Annotated in this window: 19 protein-coding genes; 10 read left to right on the top strand and 9 right to left on the bottom strand. The window is 64.9% G+C overall.

Annotated elements, in window-relative coordinates; all coding sequences use genetic code 11:
* Positions 1-51: 51 nt before the first annotated feature.
* Both E4K64_RS25715 and E4K64_RS25710 read right to left on the bottom strand, forming a co-directional pair.
* The gene (locus E4K64_RS25715; RefSeq protein WP_135166001.1) at positions 52-1,044 is read right to left on the bottom strand and encodes a dienelactone hydrolase family protein; all 993 of its coding nucleotides are present in this window, start codon (positions 1,042-1,044) and stop codon (positions 52-54) included.
* 186 nt (positions 1,045-1,230) lie between these two features.
* The gene (locus tag E4K64_RS25710) at positions 1,231-1,824 is read right to left on the bottom strand and encodes a hypothetical protein (RefSeq protein ID WP_135166000.1); all 594 of its coding nucleotides are present in this window, start codon (positions 1,822-1,824) and stop codon (positions 1,231-1,233) included.
* Between the two features lie 376 nt (positions 1,825-2,200).
* Here E4K64_RS25710 and E4K64_RS25705 point away from each other — a divergent pair, with 376 nt between their 5' ends.
* The 3 genes from E4K64_RS25705 to E4K64_RS25695 all read left to right on the top strand — a co-directional run bounded on the left by E4K64_RS25705 (position 2,201) and on the right by E4K64_RS25695 (position 4,704).
* The gene (locus tag E4K64_RS25705; RefSeq protein ID WP_028136994.1) at positions 2,201-3,733 is read left to right on the top strand and encodes an acyl-CoA carboxylase subunit beta; all 1,533 of its coding nucleotides are present in this window, start codon (positions 2,201-2,203) and stop codon (positions 3,731-3,733) included.
* Between the two features lie 106 nt (positions 3,734-3,839).
* A complete protein-coding gene (locus tag E4K64_RS25700) occupies positions 3,840-4,295 on the top strand; it encodes a hypothetical protein (protein ID WP_135165999.1) in 456 nt (151 codons plus the stop codon).
* A 61-nt stretch (positions 4,296-4,356) separates the two neighbouring features.
* Positions 4,357-4,704: a hypothetical protein gene (locus E4K64_RS25695; RefSeq protein ID WP_135165998.1), complete on the top strand. Its 348-nt coding sequence runs from the start codon at positions 4,357-4,359 to the stop codon at positions 4,702-4,704.
* Positions 4,705-4,720: 16 nt separating this feature from the next.
* Here the strand turns inward: E4K64_RS25695 and E4K64_RS40560 are convergent, their stop codons facing one another.
* Both E4K64_RS40560 and E4K64_RS25690 read right to left on the bottom strand, forming a co-directional pair.
* Entirely contained in the window at positions 4,721-4,873 is a 153-nt protein-coding gene (locus E4K64_RS40560) for a hypothetical protein (protein WP_167772257.1), read from the bottom strand.
* A 74-nt stretch (positions 4,874-4,947) separates the two neighbouring features.
* On the bottom strand, positions 4,948-5,601 hold the full coding sequence (locus E4K64_RS25690) for a glutathione S-transferase family protein (RefSeq protein WP_135165997.1): 654 nt from the start codon (positions 5,599-5,601) through the stop codon (positions 4,948-4,950).
* A gap of 130 nt (positions 5,602-5,731) precedes the next feature.
* Here E4K64_RS25690 and E4K64_RS25685 point away from each other — a divergent pair, with 130 nt between their 5' ends.
* Together E4K64_RS25685 and E4K64_RS25680 are read left to right on the top strand one after the other, a co-directional pair.
* Positions 5,732-6,046, top strand: a complete 315-nt coding sequence (locus E4K64_RS25685; RefSeq protein WP_135165996.1) for a hypothetical protein — start codon at positions 5,732-5,734, stop codon at positions 6,044-6,046.
* A 114-nt stretch (positions 6,047-6,160) separates the two neighbouring features.
* Complete coding sequence (locus E4K64_RS25680) at positions 6,161-6,445, top strand: twin-arginine translocation signal domain-containing protein (RefSeq protein WP_135165995.1); 285 nt, start codon at positions 6,161-6,163, stop codon at positions 6,443-6,445.
* A 157-nt stretch (positions 6,446-6,602) separates the two neighbouring features.
* Here E4K64_RS25680 and E4K64_RS25675 read toward each other — a convergent pair whose 3' ends face one another.
* The 3 genes from E4K64_RS25675 to E4K64_RS25665 all read right to left on the bottom strand — a co-directional run bounded on the left by E4K64_RS25675 (position 6,603) and on the right by E4K64_RS25665 (position 8,945).
* Positions 6,603-6,851, bottom strand: coding sequence for a GCG_CRPN prefix-to-repeats domain-containing protein (locus E4K64_RS25675; protein WP_126258131.1), 249 nt, complete (start codon positions 6,849-6,851; stop codon positions 6,603-6,605).
* Between the two features lie 190 nt (positions 6,852-7,041).
* A complete protein-coding gene (locus tag E4K64_RS25670; RefSeq protein WP_167772256.1) occupies positions 7,042-8,052 on the bottom strand; it encodes an alpha/beta fold hydrolase in 1,011 nt (336 codons plus the stop codon).
* Between the two features lie 194 nt (positions 8,053-8,246).
* Positions 8,247-8,945 (bottom strand): ArsR family transcriptional regulator, encoded by a 699-nt coding sequence (locus tag E4K64_RS25665; RefSeq protein ID WP_135165994.1) that lies wholly within the window; start codon positions 8,943-8,945, stop codon positions 8,247-8,249.
* 208 nt (positions 8,946-9,153) lie between these two features.
* Here E4K64_RS25665 and E4K64_RS25660 point away from each other — a divergent pair, with 208 nt between their 5' ends.
* The 3 genes from E4K64_RS25660 to E4K64_RS25650 all read left to right on the top strand — a co-directional run bounded on the left by E4K64_RS25660 (position 9,154) and on the right by E4K64_RS25650 (position 10,729).
* Positions 9,154-9,462 (top strand): NIPSNAP family protein, encoded by a 309-nt coding sequence (locus tag E4K64_RS25660; RefSeq protein WP_135165993.1) that lies wholly within the window; start codon positions 9,154-9,156, stop codon positions 9,460-9,462.
* Positions 9,463-9,498: 36 nt separating this feature from the next.
* Entirely contained in the window at positions 9,499-9,849 is a 351-nt protein-coding gene (locus tag E4K64_RS25655) for an antibiotic biosynthesis monooxygenase family protein (protein ID WP_135165992.1), read from the top strand.
* Positions 9,850-9,919: 70 nt separating this feature from the next.
* Positions 9,920-10,729: an isocitrate lyase/PEP mutase family protein gene (locus E4K64_RS25650; RefSeq protein WP_135165991.1), complete on the top strand. Its 810-nt coding sequence runs from the start codon at positions 9,920-9,922 to the stop codon at positions 10,727-10,729.
* Between the two features lie 185 nt (positions 10,730-10,914).
* On the opposite strand, the gene E4K64_RS25645 is transcribed toward E4K64_RS25650, so the two are convergent.
* A complete protein-coding gene (locus E4K64_RS25645) occupies positions 10,915-11,307 on the bottom strand; it encodes a hypothetical protein (protein WP_135165990.1) in 393 nt (130 codons plus the stop codon).
* Positions 11,308-11,473: 166 nt separating this feature from the next.
* Between E4K64_RS25645 and E4K64_RS25640 the strand changes: the two genes are divergently transcribed.
* Positions 11,474-12,115, top strand: coding sequence for a trimeric intracellular cation channel family protein (locus E4K64_RS25640; protein ID WP_135165989.1), 642 nt, complete (start codon positions 11,474-11,476; stop codon positions 12,113-12,115).
* Positions 12,116-12,153: 38 nt separating this feature from the next.
* Here the strand turns inward: E4K64_RS25640 and E4K64_RS25635 are convergent, their stop codons facing one another.
* Positions 12,154-13,377 (bottom strand): c-type cytochrome, encoded by a 1,224-nt coding sequence (locus E4K64_RS25635; protein ID WP_135165988.1) that lies wholly within the window; start codon positions 13,375-13,377, stop codon positions 12,154-12,156.
* 282 nt (positions 13,378-13,659) lie between these two features.
* Between E4K64_RS25635 and E4K64_RS25630 the strand changes: the two genes are divergently transcribed.
* Complete coding sequence (locus E4K64_RS25630; RefSeq protein ID WP_135165987.1) at positions 13,660-17,151, top strand: indolepyruvate ferredoxin oxidoreductase family protein; 3,492 nt, start codon at positions 13,660-13,662, stop codon at positions 17,149-17,151.
* Positions 17,152-17,621 lie beyond the last annotated feature (470 nt).

Below are 17,621 nucleotides of genomic sequence, written 5' to 3'. Positions count from 1 at the left end.
TCGTGGGCACGCTGGCGCTTTGCCCACCCTACGGCATCGCGGAGTAGGGTCTCACCCCAGCTTGAACAACACCTGCAAGAACTCCTCCACTGCCTTGCGCGCCTCGGCGGCGGTCTTCGGATTGCCGCCGACATGCGGGTTCAGCTCGACGCAGGCGTCCTTGTAGGTGAAGGGCGCATTGGTATCGCCGTTCATCAGCACGCCGCCGTCACCTTCCTTGATCTTGCAGTTGCGGACCGTCTGCGAATTGGCCGACACCGCAACGGTGCTGACGCCGAGCAGGCCGCTGTCGAACCCGTGCGCGCTGTCGGGATATTCGGTCAGCACGACATCGCGGCCTGCGGCCTTGAGCCGTTCGACAAACGCCTTGCAGCTCCTCACGGGGTTGTAGTCGTCGGGCGAGCCGTGGAAGATGCGGATCGGGCGTGCGACGACCTCGTCGTCGCTGCGATACGTCGTCGAGCAGTCCGGATAGAACGGGACGTAGGCGGCGAACGCGATGCCGGACTTGTTCCAGAGCTTGTTGAAGCGATCGACGCTTGCATAGAGCGTTGCCTGTCCGCCGCGCGAAAAGCCCATCAACACGATACGGTCCGGATCGACGCGCGGGTGCTTTGCCAGGATTTCCAGCGAGCGGTAGATGTCGATGATCAGATTGAGCCGGCCGAGCAGGGCCTGGTTCGGTCCCACCATTGTCAGGCCGCGACCGGTGAAACCGTCGATCACGAAGGTCGAGATGCCCATGGCGTTGAAGGCGTGCACCCAGGCCTCGGTGGTGGCGCCGACGCCGCTGGAGCCGTGCATCAGCACCACGACGGGGAGTTTGCCGGTGCCTTGCGCAACGCGGAATTCGCCTGCCACCGTCACCGTCTTGCCTGCGGCGGCATCGCCGCTGAGGAATTGCTGGTCGGAGAGCGTGAGAGAGGGAATCGGGTAGATCTCGGTGCGGGTGGCCACTTCCTTGGGCAGGGATTGCGCATGGGCGAGCACAGTGGAAACGCAGAGCGCAATGAGCGCCATGGCGGCGCGAAATGCCATCGGCATCAGATCCTCCCTTATGACTTTGAGGGAGTAGACCAATCGGCCTACGCGCTGTCAATTTTGTCGCAGGGAAGTTCACGCAGCGTCATGGCCGGGCTTGTCCCGGCCATCCACGAACTTCATCGCCGACGCCAAAGAACGTGGATGCCCGGGACAAGCCCGGGCATGACGACTTCATTTGGCACCGCCTCAGGCGGTATCCGTCTTCTTCGCCGTCAGCGCCTGGTCGATCGCAAAGCCGCCGATCTCGCTCATCGCCTGCGAGATCACGTCACCCTTGCAGGCAAAGCCGCTGGAGAGATAATCGAACTGTGTCCGCGCCAGCCGCAGCAGCTCGATCGGCACGGAGACGGCGGTCTCGTTGAAATCGTCGACGGAGGCGCGCAAGGTGTCCAGCTCGGTCGCGAGCTTGACGATATGGCTCTCGGCATCCTGCATCAAGCCGATCAGCCTGCCACGCTCGGCATCGAAGGCGGCGCGCTCGGCTGCGGCCGCCGCGGTGACCTCGGCGAGCCGCGCCCGCAGCACCTCGATCTGGCCGGCCATGGCGTCGGAGGCGAGCTCGGCGGCATCGCGCAGCTCGGCGTTGCGCGTGCTCTCGATCTGCTGCTCGTGATACAGCCGCTCGGCCGACATCGCCCGTTGTGCCAGCGACTCGATCAGGCTCGCGGCGCGCAGCAGCATCTCGCCATTCCGCCCCGACACCATGCTGGCCATGCGCCGCAGGAAGCCGACGGTTTCTGACGAGGAGCTCGGCGGCAGGGGGACGACGGTCGCGGACATGTGTGGTGCCTGGGCCAAGGCGTGGTGACCGCCGCCGTACCGACTGGGCTCACGCAACTTTCGGCGCCTGATCGCAAGCGCGAAGCAAGCCTGAATCGACAGGCCGGGTCAACCGGGCGGGGACACCAATTGCGGGCAATGGCGGGGATCAGGCGCTCGTCTGCGAGCCGCCCCGGCCGGGACGGGCGACGCCCAAAGCTGGCTCGTCCAGCCATTCCCGCGTCCGCCATCGGCTCCCCGACAAAACTTTGGAATTCCTTGCGCTTTCCCGCTGCCTCAGGGCAGCCCTGCGACGTGGAAAGGCGCTTTCCGGCTTGCAAAATGCCGTGTTAGAACCCCCGGCAATCGCATTTAGGCTAAGAACTGGCGGGAGCAAATGAAACACATCCTGGACGCCCTTGAAGATCGTCGCGCCGGCGCCAAGCTCGGCGGCGGGGAGAAGCGCATCGAGGCGCAGCACGCCCGCGGCAAGCTGACGGCGCGCGAACGTATCGAGCTGCTGCTCGACAAGGGATCGTTCGAGGAGTTCGACATGTTCGTCGAGCACCGCTCCACCGAGTTCGGCATGGAGAAGACCAAGGTGCCCGGCGACGGCGTCGTCACCGGCTGGGGCACAGTCAACGGCCGCAAGACATTCGTCTTCGCCAAGGACTTTACCGTGTTCGGCGGCTCGCTGTCCGAGACCCACGCGCTGAAGATCACCAAGCTCCAGGACATGGCGATGAAGGCGAGGGCGCCCATCATCGGCCTCTATGACGCGGGCGGCGCCCGCATCCAGGAAGGCGTCGCCGCGCTCGCCGGCTATTCCTACGTGTTCCGCCGCAACGTGCTGGCCTCGGGCGTGATCCCGCAGATCTCCGTCATCATGGGCCCCTGCGCCGGCGGCGACGTCTATTCGCCTGCAATGACCGACTTCATCTTCATGGTGAAGAACACCAGCTACATGTTCGTCACCGGCCCGGACGTGGTGAAGACCGTCACCAACGAGGTCGTCACCGCGGAAGAGCTCGGCGGCGCCTCGGTGCACGCCACGCGCTCCTCGATCGCCGACGGCGCCTTCGAGAACGACGTCGAGACGCTGCTGCAGATGCGCCGCCTGATCGACTTCCTGCCGTCCAACAACACCGACGGCGTGCCGGAATGGCCGAGCTTCGACGACATTGGCCGGGTCGACATGTCGCTCGACACGCTGATCCCCGACAATCCGAACAAGCCCTACGACATGAAGGAGCTGATCCTGAAGGTCGTGGACGAGGGCGACTTCTTCGAGATCGCGGAAGCCTTCGCCAAGAACATCGTCACCGGGTTCGGCCGCATCGCGGGGCGCACCGTCGGCTTCGTCGCCAACCAGCCGATGGTGCTGGCCGGCGTGCTCGATAGCGACGCATCGCGGAAAGCCGCGCGCTTCGTCCGCTTCTGCGACGCCTTCAACATCCCGATCGTCACCTTCGTCGACGTGCCGGGCTTCCTGCCCGGCACCGCGCAGGAATATGGCGGCCTGATCAAGCACGGCGCCAAGCTGCTGTTCGCCTATTCGCAGTGCACCGTGCCACTCGTCACCGTCATCACCCGCAAGGCCTATGGCGGCGCCTTTGACGTCATGGCCTCCAAGGAGATCGGCGCCGACATGAACTACGCCTGGCCGACCGCGCAGATCGCCGTGATGGGCGCCAAGGGCGCGGTCGAGATCATCTTCCGCTCCGACATCGGCGACCCCGACAAGATCGCCGCCCGCACCAAGGAATACGAAGACCGCTTCCTGTCGCCCTTCATCGCCGCCGAGCGCGGCTACATCGACGACGTCATCATGCCGCACTCGACCCGCAAGCGCATCGCGCGCGCGCTGGCGATGCTGAAGGACAAGAAGGTGGAAGCGCCGGCGAAGAAGCACGACAATTTGCCGTTGTGAGGGGGCGGGAAACGTCATGGCAATTCGGCGGCGTCGCTCGAGAACATGGCGTCGCGCCATCGGATCGTGCGACCTGCTATTGGGCGTGTTGTCCGGAGTCCTCGCGATGAACATCTCGTGCTTCGCGCAAGAGAGCGAGATGACCGTCACCGCCCGGACGTCGGAAGAGACCGTTATCGAAGGCTACGCCGACGCGGACAATACGTGCGCGCCGATCGAGCTTCCCCGGCTTTTGCTCGTGAAGACACCGGAACACGGGAGCGTCTGTTATCGTATTGAAGATTTCGAGGTGGCGGGCGACTCTGGAGGGGATCGATCTTGTGTCGGGCGCTGGGTCCGCGGCATAAGCATTTTCTACTCGGCTCGAGCGGGTTACAGCGGGCCGGATAGTCTGCGCTACGAAGCGATCGCCGATCGAAGGCGGGACCGGGTGGCTGTTCGCGTCAGGGTCTTACCCGGCGTTGGAAAGGATTCTGAAGTGCCGGCCAGCCCTGGTGATTCTTCGCGCGAGCCCGCTATGTCGCCTGGGCCTATCCCCGCATGCGTCGTGCCGGTGTCCTAGGCGGTGGCGTGCTCTATCAACGAAGTTCGTTTGTGCCCCGATCCGTTCGCTCGCAAATCCGATGACTGAAGACGATCCGACCGACGAAATCTCCGACATCGAAGATCGCATCGAGCGACTCGCCGAGATCGCCGAGCGCTGCCGGAAGTACATCCTGGCGTCCAAGATCGCGATCGGTGGCGGGGCCGCGTTGCTGCTGGTGACGATCCTCGGCGTGTTTGGATTCGGTCAGACTGCCGCGCTCGGTTCGATCGCCCTGGTGCTCGGCGGGATCGTCTCGCTCGGCTCGAACGTGAGCACACTGCGGCAGACGGACGAGGCCATCAGCGCTGCGGAGGCGCGGCGTGCGACGTTGATCGGCAGTATCGACCTGCGCGTCGTTGCCGATGCGCCGCTGAAGCTGGTGTGACGCGCGCCAGCACGCCTCACGCGGCGCTCTTGAGCGTCAGCTCCGACAATTCCGTGCGGCATTCGGCGGCGAAGGCTTGCAGCCGCTCGGCGGTCTGCCGGTCGAGGATGGCCTTGGCCAGTCGCTCGGCGCGGGCGATCTGTCGCTTGAGATATTCGATGCGGACCATGTGTCACCTTTCAATTGCTTCCGTCCGGCGCTGGCGACTATAGGCCGGGCGCTGGATCGATTGTGTGAGGCGCATCACGTTCCGCGCGCCTTATCCGCCGCAGCGAAATGCGCCAACTGGTCGGCGTGCGCCTTGATGAACGCCGGACGGCCGGTGGCGCGCGCGACGTAGGCGCGGCAGGCAGGACTGTCCGTCAGTCCGCCGAATTGATCGACGACGCGCAGCACGTCCGACATCAGGAGGTCGGCGACGGAGAAGGAGCCGGCCAGCCATTCGCGGCTAGCCAATACCGGTTCGAGATGCTTAAGCCGAAGCTTGAGGAAGTCGTCCACGAACTTCCACGCCGCCGTGTCGGTCGGATGTCCCATGAATTTCGAGATTGCCCAGGGCAGGCTCGCCATCTCCACCGAATTGAGCGCCGCGAACACCCATTTCGTCGTCTCGGCCCGACCGCGCAGACCTGTGGGCATCAGCTTCTCGCTGCGTTCGCCAAGATGCAGCAGGATCGCGCCGGTCTCGAAGATCGAGAGGTCGCCGTCGGTCAGCCACGGCACCTGGCCGAACGGCTGGTGCGCGAAGTGCGCGGGCCCGCGATCGTCGAACGGCACGCTGGCGACGCGATAGGGCAGAGCGGCCTCTTCGAGGGCCCAGCGCACGCGGAGGTCGCGCACGAGGCCACGCGGCCCTTCGGGAACCCAATCGAAAGTGGTCAGGGTAAGGTCGGCCATTTGCTGTCTCCATGTCCTGGTTCGAAGCAAAGGACGGGCGAGGGGCGCCCATTCCGACACCGGTGCCAACTCTTTTTGTCGCCGGCGGCGCAAGCGGTTAGTCTCGGTTCAAACAACAGGAGGAAATCCGATGCCTGCCGCCTTCTTCGTCGTCCGCGCCATTGTCCCCGACGCCGAAAAGCGCGCCGCCTTCGACAGGTGGTACGAGACGGAACATCTGCCCGATGCGGTGAAGGCATTCGGTGTCAGCAGGGCGTCGCGGTTCTGGAGCCTCGATGATCCCTCGCTGCACCAGGCGATGTATCAATTCGATGACGAGGCCAAGCTCGCGGCGATGCTGAAAGGTGACGCGCTGCAAAAGCTGGTCGCCGATTTCAACCGCGACTGGCCCGACGTGAAGCGCTCGCGCGAGACGATGGTGCTGGCGCAGGAGTTTTCGACGTAGAGCACTTCGAACCGTCGCTTCGCAGCGAGTCTGAACGCACGATTCAGCCTTGGTTCATGTCGTGGCCGCGACACTTCCTCTGCATCACTTGCTCGATAGCCTAGAGGACATGTCATGGAGCGCCGGAACTTTTTGAAACTTGCCTTGGGGGTGACGGCGGGCGCCGCCGTCTTCGCTGCGACCGCGCAGGCCGCGCCGTTGTCACCGCTTCCTGTCTCTGATCCCGCCCGCACGCCGGAGGGCAGTCCCGACGCTCACCCTGCCGTCACCACCAGCGAGGAAGCCGAGAAGCTGACGCCCGAGCAGGTGCACTGGCATGGCCATCACCGCCACTGGGGCTGGCGTCGCCGTCATTGGCGCCGGCACTACCGGCGCTGGCACCGTCGCCATTATTGGTAAGCCCGCGGCACAGCGCAAATGGGACGGGGATCGCAGCCGGCGGTCCCCGTTTCGATTTTGAGGTGCTCCAGTTTCGCGGCGAATCGCCGGCGGCACCCTGAAACGAAAAAAGGCCGCGCAGGCTTTCGCCGCGCGGCCATGTTGAGATGAAGAAAGATCAGAACGGGCGGCAGCGGCCGGCGTACCAGCGGAAGCCATAGGGGCATACGCGCGCGCGGGGCACGACGACGACCGGCGGGGCGACCACCACGGGCGCGGGGCGCACCACGACCGCGCCGCGCATCGGGCGGCAATGGCCATAGGGACCGCGATAGAACCCTCGGCCGCAACCCTCGGCGGCGCTGGCCGCCTCGCCGAAACCGACGACCGCGCTGGCCAGCATGGCGGCGGCAAACAGGTATTTCATTGGGTCTTCCTTCTCGTCTTTGGAGGCAGGCTAGGGGAATGGCGCTTTTGGCGCACAATGAATCAAGAGACACGATTCGACACGTTAAATCTGGGGCGTGCCGACACGTCGCAATCCAAACCTGCCAATCATGACCTGAATGCGGCATGAACGTTCCGCGCATCCTGCCTCAGACGACACACAAGTGTCGCTAGCGGCCGAGAAAACCAAGCACCAGCTCCTTGTACTTATCGGGCGCCTCCAGGAAGACGAGATGGCCGGTGTTCGGGATCACTTCTGCCCGCGCATTCGGCATCTTCGTCGCCAGCGCCTTCGCCAGTTCGGCGTTCTGCCCCATCTTGGCCCGCAGCGCCTCGGGCGCGAGTGGCCGGCCCGGCGCGTTGTGGTCGTCGGCCCCCATGATGAACAGCGTGGGCAGCGCGATGAGCGGAATCTCGTGCGCCACCGGCTCTCGGTAGATCATCTGGCCGGAACTGACGAAGGCGCGCAGCCAGCGCGGATAGTCGGGGCTGCCCTTGATGTTGAAGCGGGCATCGATGAACGGCGTGATTGCCTCGGCCGGCAGCTTGATCGCGTAATTGGTCTGGAGCTGCTTGCAATAGCCTTCCGCCGTGAGCTTGTCCTCGGTCTCGATCATCTTCTCGGTCGGCGTCGGGGGTACGTAGAGGCGGTAATCCTCCAGCCCGATCGGCGCGGTCAGCACCAGATGGGCGACGCGGTCGGGATAGGCGCGGGCGATGCGCGCGCCGAGCATGCCGCCGAGCGAGTGGGCGACGATCTCGGCCTTGTCGATCTTGAGGTGATCGAGCAGCGCAATGGTGTTGCGCGCCAGATTGTCGAAATGCAGTTCGCCCTGCGGCTTGGAGGATTTGCCGAATCCGATCTGGTCCGGCACCACGACGCGAAAGCCGGCCTCGCTCAGCATCTTGATCACGGGTGCCCAATAGCTCGACGGGAAATTGCGCCCGTGCAGCAGGACGACGGTGCGGCCGTTCGGCTGCGCGGGAGACACGTCCATGTAGGCCATGCTGAGCTGCTCGCCGTCGTTGACGACCGGCAGGAGGTGCACGGGATAGGGATAGGCAAAGCCTTCGAGCGCGATGCCATAGGGCTCACGGGGCGGGCTGTCGGCGGCGCGCGTAGGCGTGAAGGGGAAAGCGAGGAGGGCGACCGCGAGTGCGGCGGAGAGGATGCGGATCATGGGGGTCTCGTGGTTGGCCATGTCGTTCCGGGGCGATGCGAAGCATCGAACCCGGAACCTCGAGATTCCAAGTTCGGCTCTGCGAGCCGCCCCGGAATGACGTGGCCATAAACGCGTGAATGGCCGGGTCAAGCCCGGCCACGACGAGAGCTCGCATTCACACGCAAACGTGCGAACCCACGCGCCCCGCGTGATCAGTCCTTCCCGTTGCCGAACAGCGCGGCAAACTGCTTCTCGCCGGTACGGGTGAAATTCACGACGCGGCTGCCGGGCGTGGCGTCGCGCGCCGCCCATTTCAGCTCGGCGAAGCGCTGCATCATGGCGGCCCCCAGCGTGCCGGCGAGGTGATGCCGCCGCTCGCTCCAGTCGAGGCAGGCCTTGCACACCGGACGGCGCGGATGAGCCAGCATGTCGGGCGAGATCTGCAGATGCTTTGCGAGAAAGCGCTCGCCCTCGGCGGTCAGCTCGATTTCCTGCTTCTTCTGCCGGACCAGATTCCGCTCGCGCAAGGAATCGAGCATCTGCACGCCGAGATCGCCGGCGAGATGGTCGTAACAGATCCGCGCGCGCCGCAGCGCCGGATCCTTTGGCCCGGTGCGCACCCGCATATGGCCGGTCCGCGCCGCAAGTCCGGCGAGACCTTCGAGCACGCCGGCGACGTCGTCGTCGGTGAGGCGATAATAGCGGTGGCGGCCCTGCTTCTCCGGCTCGATCAGGCCGCCGGCCTCGAGCTTGGCCAGGTGCGAGCTCGCCGTCTGCGGCGTGATGCCGGCCTCCTGCGCCAGCTCGCTCGCGGTCAGCGCGCGGCCGTTCATCAGCGCGGTGAGCATGTTGGCGCGGGCGGGGTCGCCGACCAGCGCAGCGACCATGGCGATGTCGGGTCCTGATTTCATGCTTCGATGGTAGCCGAAGCATTACAGTCGGGCAAGCGCGTAGCGTGTGCCCAGTTCGTCAGTGCGGGGAGCGAAGACGTAGGGTGGGCAAAGGAGCGCAGCGACGTGCCCACCAATCGTCGTTGCGGACAAAGGACGTGGGCACGCTTCGCTCTGCCCACCCTACGGCTTCGCGGCTCGCAATGACGGAGAAAACAAGGAGCCCACCATGTCCGTCACCGTCTTCATCCGCTACCAGCTCGACCCCTTCAAGCGCGCGCAGTTCGAGGACTATTCGAAGCGCTGGCTCACCATCATCCCGAAATGCGGTGGCGATCTGATCGGCTATTTCATGCCGCATGAGGGCACCAACAACATCGCCTTTGGGCTGATCACGTTCGAGAGCCTGGCCGCCTATGAGACCTATCGCGCCCGGCTGCGGCAGGATGCCGAAGGCATGGCCAACTTTCATTTCGCCGAGGAACACAAATTCATCCTCGCCGAAGAACGCACCTTCCTGCGCCAGGTGGTCCTATGAGTGGTATTGTAGGCCACCAATGACGAGGAGACGCCCATGATCGCTGTAATCTTCGAGGTCTGGCCCAAGCCGGAATACCGCCAGGATTATTTCGACCTCGCTGCCGATCTGAAGCCGCTGCTGCAAACCATCGACGGCTTCATCTCGGTCGAGCGTTTCGAGAGCCTGACCGAGAAGGGCAAGATCCTGTCGGTGTCGTTCTGGCGGGACGAGGCGGCCGTCGCCGCCTGGCGCAACACGATGGAGCATCGCCGCACCCAGGCCAAGGGCCGCGCAAAAATCTTCGCCGATTATCATCTGCGCATCGCCAGCGTGATCAGGGACTACAGCATGAACGATCGCGAGCAGGCGCCGAAGGACAGCCGCGCGGTGCACGACGCCCACTAGCGCTGTCCGGCGCGCTCTGGCGCTGCCGTGAATGCGCGCTTATGTCTTCGCGGCAAATAGGGAGAGAAACATGCATGTGACAACTGCTGACAAGCGCGCGACCTTCAAGAAGATGCACGAGAGCGGCTGCTTCATCCTGCCCAATCCGGTCGACGTCGGCAGCGCCAAGGCGTTGCAGCATCTCGGTTTCAAGGCGATCGCCTCGTCGAGCGCGGGCTTTGCCTGGACCATCGGCAAGGCCGACAACCACGTCACGGTCGAGGACGTCTGTCAGCATCTGGCAGCATTGAGCTCGGCCGTCGACATTCCCCTCAACGCCGATTTCGAGGGCGGCTTTGCGGTCGAGCCGGACAAGGTGGCGGACAATGTCGAGCGCTGCGTGCGCACCGGCGTCGCCGGTCTGTCGATCGAAGACTCCACCGGCGACAAGGCCAAGCCGCTCTACGACCACACGCTCGCGGTCGAGCGCATCAAGGCCTCGCGCAAGGCGATCGGTGACAGCGGCACGTTGCTGGTCGGCCGCTGCGAAGCCTATTTGTGGGGCGTGACCGATCTCAAGCTCGTCATCGACAGGCTGACCGCCTATGCCGACGCCGGCGCCGACTGCCTTTATGCGCCGGGCCTGAAGACTCGCGAGGACATCAGCGCCGTGGTGAAGGCTGTCGCACCAAAGCCGTTCAATCTCTTGATTGGCGCGTCCGGCCTGTCGCTGAAGGAGGCCGAGGATCTCGGCGTGCGCCGGATCAGCGTCGGCGGCTCGCTGGCCCGCGTCGCCTGGGGCGGCTTCATGCGCGCGGCGAAGGAGATGGCGGAGAAGGGGACGTTTACCGAGCTCGGCAGCGGCTATCCCGGCGGCGAGCTCAACAAGATGTTCAGCTGACACCAAACGAAAATCTGGAGAAACGAAGAGCGGCGAGACATGCGTCCCGCCGCTCTTTCATTTCTCGATGTCATGCCCCGGCTTGACCGAGGCATCCGGTACGCCGCGGCCGATCGCTTCAATCCGCGCGGCCTCTGGAATACTGGGTCGCCCGGTCAAGCCGGGCGACGACAGCTATCGAGTTACTATTGCTTCGCGCCGTCAGACGGCGTCTGCGCATCCGGGGCCGGCTTGCTCGGCGCCGCGCCCGTGGTCACGCCCGGTGCGGTGTTGGTGCGCGGCGTCACGTCGCGCATGCCGGGAGGCGCGGCCGGAGTGGCGGGCTGCGTCTGTGCCGTCTGCGAGGTCGGCGCGTTGCTGGCCTGATTGGTCGTGCTGGTATTGTTCAGGCCGTAGAACACGGCGCCCAGCACAAGCGCGATCGCAACGGCGAACAAGGCAACCTTGCCGCTGGAGGCGGGGCCTTCGCCAAGCTCGGGATCGGCCTGAAGGTCGGCATCCCGGCGCGCCGCGCGAAGATACTCATCGTCGGCGAGGTTCGGGCGGTACGGATCGTTGGGAAAACGGTCGTCAGCCATCGATTGGGTCTCCTCGGTTAAGACGCCCGAACAACCCGGGGATGCGAGATTCTGTTCCGCGCTCCTTATGCTTTCGTCGCATGTTGCTCCGCCACCGGGAATCGGGAACCTGTTGTTCCCGGGAACTGAAAGCGAGTTCCAGGGGGCGCGAGGAGGGAACAAGGCGATGTGGAGCCTGCCGCCGACCGATAGCGTGCTGCATTTTCTTTCTCTGATCGCGGTCGCCGCACAGGGCATGACGGCTGCGCTGGCCGCCGGGCGCCGCAGCATGGACTGGTTAGGGGTCTGCTTCCTCGGTTGCATCACCGCGCTCGGCGGCGGCACGCTGCGCGATCTCTTCCTTGGACATTATCCGCTGGCCTGGGTGCAGAACCCGATCTATCTCGCGCTGGCCGGCGGCGCGGCCTTCCTCACCATCCTGTTCGCGCGTCTCGTGCACCGATTGAAGGTCGCCTTCATCGTGCTCGACGCCATCGGGCTCGTCGTCTTCACCATGGCGGGCTGCGACGTCGCCTGGCAGATGGACGCGTCGCTGCCGATCGTCATCGTCTCGGGCATGGTGACCGGCTGCGCCGGCGGCGTGTTGCGCGACGTGCTCTGCAACGACGTGCCGCTGCTGTTCCGCTCCGAGCTTTACGCCAGCGTGTCGGTGGTGACCGGCCTTTTCTATGCGACCGCGTTCGGCCTCAAGCTCAACGCCGAGCTCTCGACCATTTTGACCTTCGTGATCGGCATCAGCTTCCGCCTGCTGGCGGTGCGCTACACATGGGAGATGCCGAAATTCGTGTTCACGGAGGATGGGGAGTAGGGCCGTCTTCGCCTCTCCCCGCGTGCGGGGAGAGTGGACTACTCCCCCTTCCTCGCCTTCGCGACCTGCGCCGGCGTCACCAGCAGCCCCGAATTGCCCCAGGAATTGCGGATGTAGTTCGTCACGGCCGCGATCTCCTCGTTGGACAATTGCTTGGCATAGCCCGGCATCTCGCCGGCGTTCGGCGCGCGCGGCGTGGTCAGGGTGTGAGCGCCGTCGAGGATGATGCGCAAGGTGGAGGACGGATTGTTGGATTGCAGCAGCGCATTGCCCGGCAGCGGCGGATAGATGCGCGGGGCGCCTGTGCCGTCGGCTTCGTGGCAGGCGACGCAGAGCTTCGCGTAGACGGCCTGGCCGGCTTTCATCTCGGCATCGTCAGGCGGCGTCACGATGGTCTCGCGCCGTGCCGGCGGCAGGCTCTTCAGATAGAGCGCGATCGCACGCACGTCGGCATCGCTCATCCTGGAGGTGGAGTTGACGATGACGTCCGCCATCGGTCCGCCGGCGTGGCTCCTGGCGTTGCGTCCGCTCTGCAGATATTCCGCGATGTCCGCCTCGCTCCACGATTTCAATCCCGTGCGCGCGGCGCCATCGAGCCGGGGAGCGAACCAGCCCGCGACCTCATTGCCGGACAGCGCCTGCGCGTCCCTGTCAGCGCCGAAAAAATTCTTCGGGGTATGGCAGGCGCCGCAATGGCCGAGCCCGGTGACGAGATAGCCGCCTCTGTTCCAGGCCGCGCTCTTGCTCTGGTCCGGCTCGAACAGGCCGGGCTTGAAATACATGGCGTTCCAGACCCGCATCAGGCCGCGATAGCCGAATGGCCAGCGCAGCTCCGGCGGCTTGTTGCGGCTCGCGACAGGCGCGAGCGTGCCGAGATAGGCGCGGATCGCCAGCGTGTCGTCCTTCGTCATCTTGGTGAAGTAGGGATACGGGAAGGCCGGGTAATAGTTCGAGCCGTCAGGCGCGATGCCGGTGCGCACCGCGCGCACGAAGTCGGCATCCGTCCAGGCGCCGATCCCGGTGTCGCGGTCCGGGGTCAGGTTCGGCGCATAGATCGCGCCGAAGGGCGTCTCAATGCGCTTGCCCCCGGCGAAGGGTTTTGCCGGATCGGCGGTGTGGCAGCCCGCGCAGCCGCCGGCCTCGACCAGCGCCTTGCCATGGGCGATCAGCTCCGGCGACGGCTCGGCGGCGCGGGCTGCGCATGCAATCGCACTGCACAACGCCAAACCGACAACAACCGAGCAAGCCAGAATCGTCCGCATCGAAGCCACTCCTGCGACCAAACGCCCGCATCCCGCTCGGGGGAGCATCCATTCATTTCGCGATGGCGGGGGTATGGTGACACAAATTGAAAACGACATGCGTGTTTCAGGCCACGAAATTGCGATTTTTACCCGGCGCTCGCCTTGGTTCAGATTTGTGGTGCGGAGCGTGAAATATCCGACATAGAGTGGCGGAATTGGTTGGCGCGCCCTAGCTAAAAACAACGGGACGGCAACGGCTTAAGTCGGCAAGACCTGAACAGGGCGGCAAAAGAGGACAGCATGGGCATCAACCAGGGTCCGATCAGTCTCGATCAGAAATACACGCAGGAGACCGGGCACGTCTTCACCACGGGCATCCAGGCCCTGGTCCGCCTGCCCATGGCCCAGATCCGGCGCGACCGCGCGGCGGGGCTGAACACCGCCGGCTTCATCTCCGGCTATCGCGGCTCCCCGCTCGGTGGCTATGACCAGCAGCTCTTTGCCGCCCGCAAGCATCTCGAACAGTACAACATCAAGTTCCAGCCCGGCGTGAACGAGGATCTGGCGGCCACCGCCGTCTGGGGCTCGCAGCAGCTCAACCTCTCGCCCGGCGCGAAGTACGATGGCGTGGTCGGCATCTGGTACGGCAAGGGCCCCGGCGTCGATCGCTGCGGCGACGTGTTCCGCCACGGCAATGCCGCGGGCTCGGCCAAGAACGGCGGCGTACTGTGCCTCGCCGGCGACGACCACGGCGCAAAATCCTCGACCGTCCCGCATCAGTCCGACCATGCCTTCATGTCCGCGCTGATGCCCTATCTCTATCCCTCGAGCATCCACGAGATGATCGAGATGGGCCTGCTCGGCATCGCGATGTCGCGCTATTCCGGCTGCTGGGTCGGCATGAAGGTGATCACGGAGACGGTGGAGACCACCGCCGAGATCGACCTCACCGACGAGATGAAGCCCTTCATCATCCCCGCCGATTTCGAGCTGCCGCCCGGCGGCCTCAATCTGCGCTGGCCCGATGACCGTTTCGAGCAGGATCGCCGGCTGCAGGATTACAAGGGCTTTGCCGCCATCGCCTTTGCGCGCGCCAACAAGGTCAACCGCGTCACCATGGATTCGCCGAATGCTCGCTTCGGCATCATGGCCTCGGGCAAGAGCTATGAGGACGTCCGCCAGGCGCTGCGCGAGCTCGGCATCACCGAGGAGGTCGCCGCAAAGATCGGCCTTCGCCTCTACAAGATCGGCATGCCCTGGCCGCTCGAGCCGGAAGGCGTGCGCCAGTTCGCGGTCGGCCTCGAAGAGATCTTCATCGTCGAAGAGCGCCGCGAGATCGTCGAGAACCAGGTCAAGCAGGAGCTGTTCAACTGGCGCGACGACGTCCGCCCGCGCATCGTCGGCAAGATGGACGAGCACGACAAGCGCTTCTTGACCTTCGCCGCCGAGCTCAGCGTCGCCTCGCTTGCGACCTCGCTCACCGAGCGACTTCTCAGGCTCAATCTCAACCCTGAAATCGCGGAGATGCTCCGCGTCAAGGCCGACTGGTTCAACGGCCGCCAGGCGACCCAGATGCAGGCGGTCGCGCCCGTCTCCCGCACTCCTTATTTCTGCTCCGGCTGCCCCCACAACACATCGACGAAAGTTCCAGAAGGCAGCCGCGCGCTCGCCGGCATCGGCTGCCATTTCATGGCGCTGTGGATGGACCGCTCGACCGAGACCTTTACGCATATGGGCGGCGAGGGCGTGCCGTGGGTCGGCATCGCGCCGTTCACCAACGAGAACCACATCTTCGCCAATCTCGGCGACGGCACCTACTTCCACTCCGGCATTCTTGCGATCCGCCAGGCGGTCGCCTCCAAGACCAACATCACCTACAAGATCCTCTACAACGACGCCGTCGCCATGACGGGCGGCCAGCGCCACGACGGCGATCTCTCGCCGCAGCAGATCACCCACCAGCTCCACGCCGAAGGCATCCGCGAGATCTATCTGGTCTCAGAGGCGCCCGACTCCTATCCGGCCGACACGATCGCGCCCGGCGTGAAGAAGTATCACCGCGACGAGCTCGACAAGGTCATGAAGATGTGCCGGGAGTACAAGGGCACCTCGGCCATCGTGTTCGTGCAGACCTGCGCGGCCGAAAAGCGCCGCCGCCGCAAGCGCGGCCTGATGGAAGATCCGGCGCGCCGCGTCATGATCAATCCGGCGGTCTGCGAAGGCTGCGGCGACTGCTCGGTGCAGTCGAACTGCATCTCGGTCGAGCCGCTGGAGACCGAGTTCGGCCGCAAGCGCGCCATCAATCAGTCGTCCTGCAACAAGGATTATTCCTGCCTCAAGGGTTTCTGCCCGTCCTTCGTCACCGTGGACGGCGGCAAGCCGCGCCACCGCGCACCGGCCGAGCTCAGCGAGATCGGCGAATTGCCCGAGCCGGCGTCGCGTCCGACGCTTGATAGGCCGTACAACATCGCGGTCGGCGGCGTCGGCGGCACCGGCGTTCTGACCATCGGCGCGCTGCTCGGCATGGCCGCCCATATCGAGGGCAAGGCCTCGATGATCCTCGACATGTCAGGTCTTGCGCAGAAGGGTGGGGCGGTGCTCAGCCACGTCCGCCTGTCGGATCATCCGGCCGAGGTGACCTGCTCGCGCATCGTCACCGGCACGGCCGATCTGGTGCTTGCGGCAGATGAAGTGGTTGCCGTCGCCAAGGACACCATCTCGCTGTGTGACTCCAGCCGCACCCGCGGCATCATCAACAGCCATGTCATCCCAACCGCCGATTTCGTCCTCAACCGCGACTTCAACTTCCAGACCCGCAAGCTGAACGCGGTGCTGGAGACGGCGCTGCACAAGGACTCCGTCTTCTTCGACTTCACCAAGCCGGCCGAGCAACTGCTCGGCGATGCCATCGCCACCAACATGATGATGATGGGCTATGCCTATCAGAAGGGTCTGTTCCCGCTGTCGGCGGAAGCGATCGAGCAGGCGATCGAGGTCAACGGCGTCTCGATCAAGATGAACAAGGAAGCCTTCCGCCTCGGCCGCCTCGCGGTCGCCGATCCCCAGCGTCTGGCCGACATGCTGAAGGGAACGGACGAGGTCGTTGCGCCGAAGGCGCTGGATGCGATGACGCTGGACGAGGTCATCGAGCATCGCGCCAAGCATCTGACCGCCTATCAGAACAGCCGTCTGGCCAAACGCTATCGCAAGCTGGTCGACCAGGTTCGCGAGGCCGCGGTGAAGGGCGGCTATGGCGACGCGCTGCCGCGCGCGGTCGCGGTGAACTATGCCAAGCTGCTGGCCTACAAGGACGAGTACGAAGTCGCGCGCCTCTACACCGACGGCGCTTTCGAGCAGCAGCTCCGCGATCAGTTCGAGGGCGATTTCAAGTTCAACTTCAACCTTGCGCCGCCAATCTTGGCGAGCGGCGTCGATGCGCTGGGACGCCCGAAGAAGCGCGCCTTCGGCCCTTGGATGCTGAACGTCTTCCGCGTCCTGGCAAAGTTCAAATTCCTGCGCGGCACCCCGTTCGACATCTTCGGCCGCAGCGCCGACCGCAAGCTCGAGCGCGACCTGATCGTCGGCTACGAGAAGGACGTCACGACCGTGCTCGGCCTGTTGTCGCCGGTGACGATCGACACCGCGGTCGAATTGCTCTCGCTGCCCGACCGCATCCGCGGCTACGGCCCGGTGAAGGAGAAGGCGGTCAACGACGCCAAGCTTCGTTACGCCCAGCTCGCCGCCGACCTCGCGAGCCCGCCGTCCGCACCGAGGCAGGTCGCGGCGGAGTAGGACGGTCCCGTAGGGTGGGCAAAGGCGCAACGCGCCGTGCCCACCATCTCGCCGTAGTTGCGCAAAAGACGTGGGCACGCTTCCGCCGTCGCTCTTCGAGCTATGGCGGACAAGTCGCTTTGCCCACCCTACGAATTCTCGTGTGAAATCAACCACCGTTCTACTGTGCATGGGGTTGTTTTCGCGAAATCGAAGCGTCGGGCAGAGCACCTCTGATCTTGCTCAGCCTGTCGTGCCCCGGACGCAGCGTAGCGCTTCTTGGCGGTGCGCTGCAGAGCCGGGGCCCAGAACCCTCGTGCATTGAATTCGCAGCCGCATCAGTCCCGGCTCTGCGCAGCAACGCTGAAGCGTTGCAGCGCGTCCGGGGACACCAGAGCATCTCCACTTGCGCCAACCCGCTGCCCTCTCGCAGGACGGAATATTTCCGCGCTTGCCAATCCGCCCACCGCAGTTCAGAAAAACGGGGCAAT

It is taken from the genome of Bradyrhizobium frederickii (genome assembly GCF_004570865.1).
Taxonomy (GTDB): domain Bacteria; phylum Pseudomonadota; class Alphaproteobacteria; order Rhizobiales; family Xanthobacteraceae; genus Bradyrhizobium; species Bradyrhizobium frederickii.
The sequence above is the reverse complement of the archived record's forward strand: the minus strand, read 5'-3'. Positions and strand labels throughout refer to the sequence as shown.

What these genes read in the sequence shown, in the direction of transcription:
- E4K64_RS25710 (WP_135166000.1), bottom strand. Translation starts at nt 1,824, where the DNA reads ATGTCCGCGACCGTCGTCCCCCTGCCGCCGAGCTCCTCGTCAGAAACC.
- E4K64_RS25665 (WP_135165994.1), bottom strand. Translation starts at nt 8,945, where the DNA reads ATGAAATCAGGACCCGACATCGCCATGGTCGCTGCGCTGGTCGGCGAC.
- E4K64_RS25635 (WP_135165988.1), bottom strand. Translation starts at nt 13,377, where the DNA reads ATGCGGACGATTCTGGCTTGCTCGGTTGTTGTCGGTTTGGCGTTGTGC.
- E4K64_RS25695 (WP_135165998.1), top strand. Translation starts at nt 4,357, where the DNA reads ATGACTGAAGACGATCCGACCGACGAAATCTCCGACATCGAAGATCGC.
- E4K64_RS25640 (WP_135165989.1), top strand. Translation starts at nt 11,474, where the DNA reads ATGTGGAGCCTGCCGCCGACCGATAGCGTGCTGCATTTTCTTTCTCTG.
- E4K64_RS25705 (WP_028136994.1), top strand. Translation starts at nt 2,201, where the DNA reads ATGAAACACATCCTGGACGCCCTTGAAGATCGTCGCGCCGGCGCCAAG.
- E4K64_RS25675 (WP_126258131.1), bottom strand. Translation starts at nt 6,851, where the DNA reads ATGAAATACCTGTTTGCCGCCGCCATGCTGGCCAGCGCGGTCGTCGGT.
- E4K64_RS25660 (WP_135165993.1), top strand. Translation starts at nt 9,154, where the DNA reads ATGTCCGTCACCGTCTTCATCCGCTACCAGCTCGACCCCTTCAAGCGC.
- E4K64_RS40560 (WP_167772257.1), bottom strand. Translation starts at nt 4,873, where the DNA reads ATGGTCCGCATCGAATATCTCAAGCGACAGATCGCCCGCGCCGAGCGA.
- E4K64_RS25650 (WP_135165991.1), top strand. Translation starts at nt 9,920, where the DNA reads ATGCATGTGACAACTGCTGACAAGCGCGCGACCTTCAAGAAGATGCAC.
- E4K64_RS25700 (WP_135165999.1), top strand. Translation starts at nt 3,840, where the DNA reads ATGAACATCTCGTGCTTCGCGCAAGAGAGCGAGATGACCGTCACCGCC.
- E4K64_RS25715 (WP_135166001.1), bottom strand. Translation starts at nt 1,044, where the DNA reads ATGCCGATGGCATTTCGCGCCGCCATGGCGCTCATTGCGCTCTGCGTT.
- E4K64_RS25680 (WP_135165995.1), top strand. Translation starts at nt 6,161, where the DNA reads ATGGAGCGCCGGAACTTTTTGAAACTTGCCTTGGGGGTGACGGCGGGC.
- E4K64_RS25645 (WP_135165990.1), bottom strand. Translation starts at nt 11,307, where the DNA reads ATGGCTGACGACCGTTTTCCCAACGATCCGTACCGCCCGAACCTCGCC.
- E4K64_RS25630 (WP_135165987.1), top strand. Translation starts at nt 13,660, where the DNA reads ATGGGCATCAACCAGGGTCCGATCAGTCTCGATCAGAAATACACGCAG.
- E4K64_RS25690 (WP_135165997.1), bottom strand. Translation starts at nt 5,601, where the DNA reads ATGGCCGACCTTACCCTGACCACTTTCGATTGGGTTCCCGAAGGGCCG.
- E4K64_RS25655 (WP_135165992.1), top strand. Translation starts at nt 9,499, where the DNA reads ATGATCGCTGTAATCTTCGAGGTCTGGCCCAAGCCGGAATACCGCCAG.
- E4K64_RS25685 (WP_135165996.1), top strand. Translation starts at nt 5,732, where the DNA reads ATGCCTGCCGCCTTCTTCGTCGTCCGCGCCATTGTCCCCGACGCCGAA.
- E4K64_RS25670 (WP_167772256.1), bottom strand. Translation starts at nt 8,052, where the DNA reads ATGATCCGCATCCTCTCCGCCGCACTCGCGGTCGCCCTCCTCGCTTTC.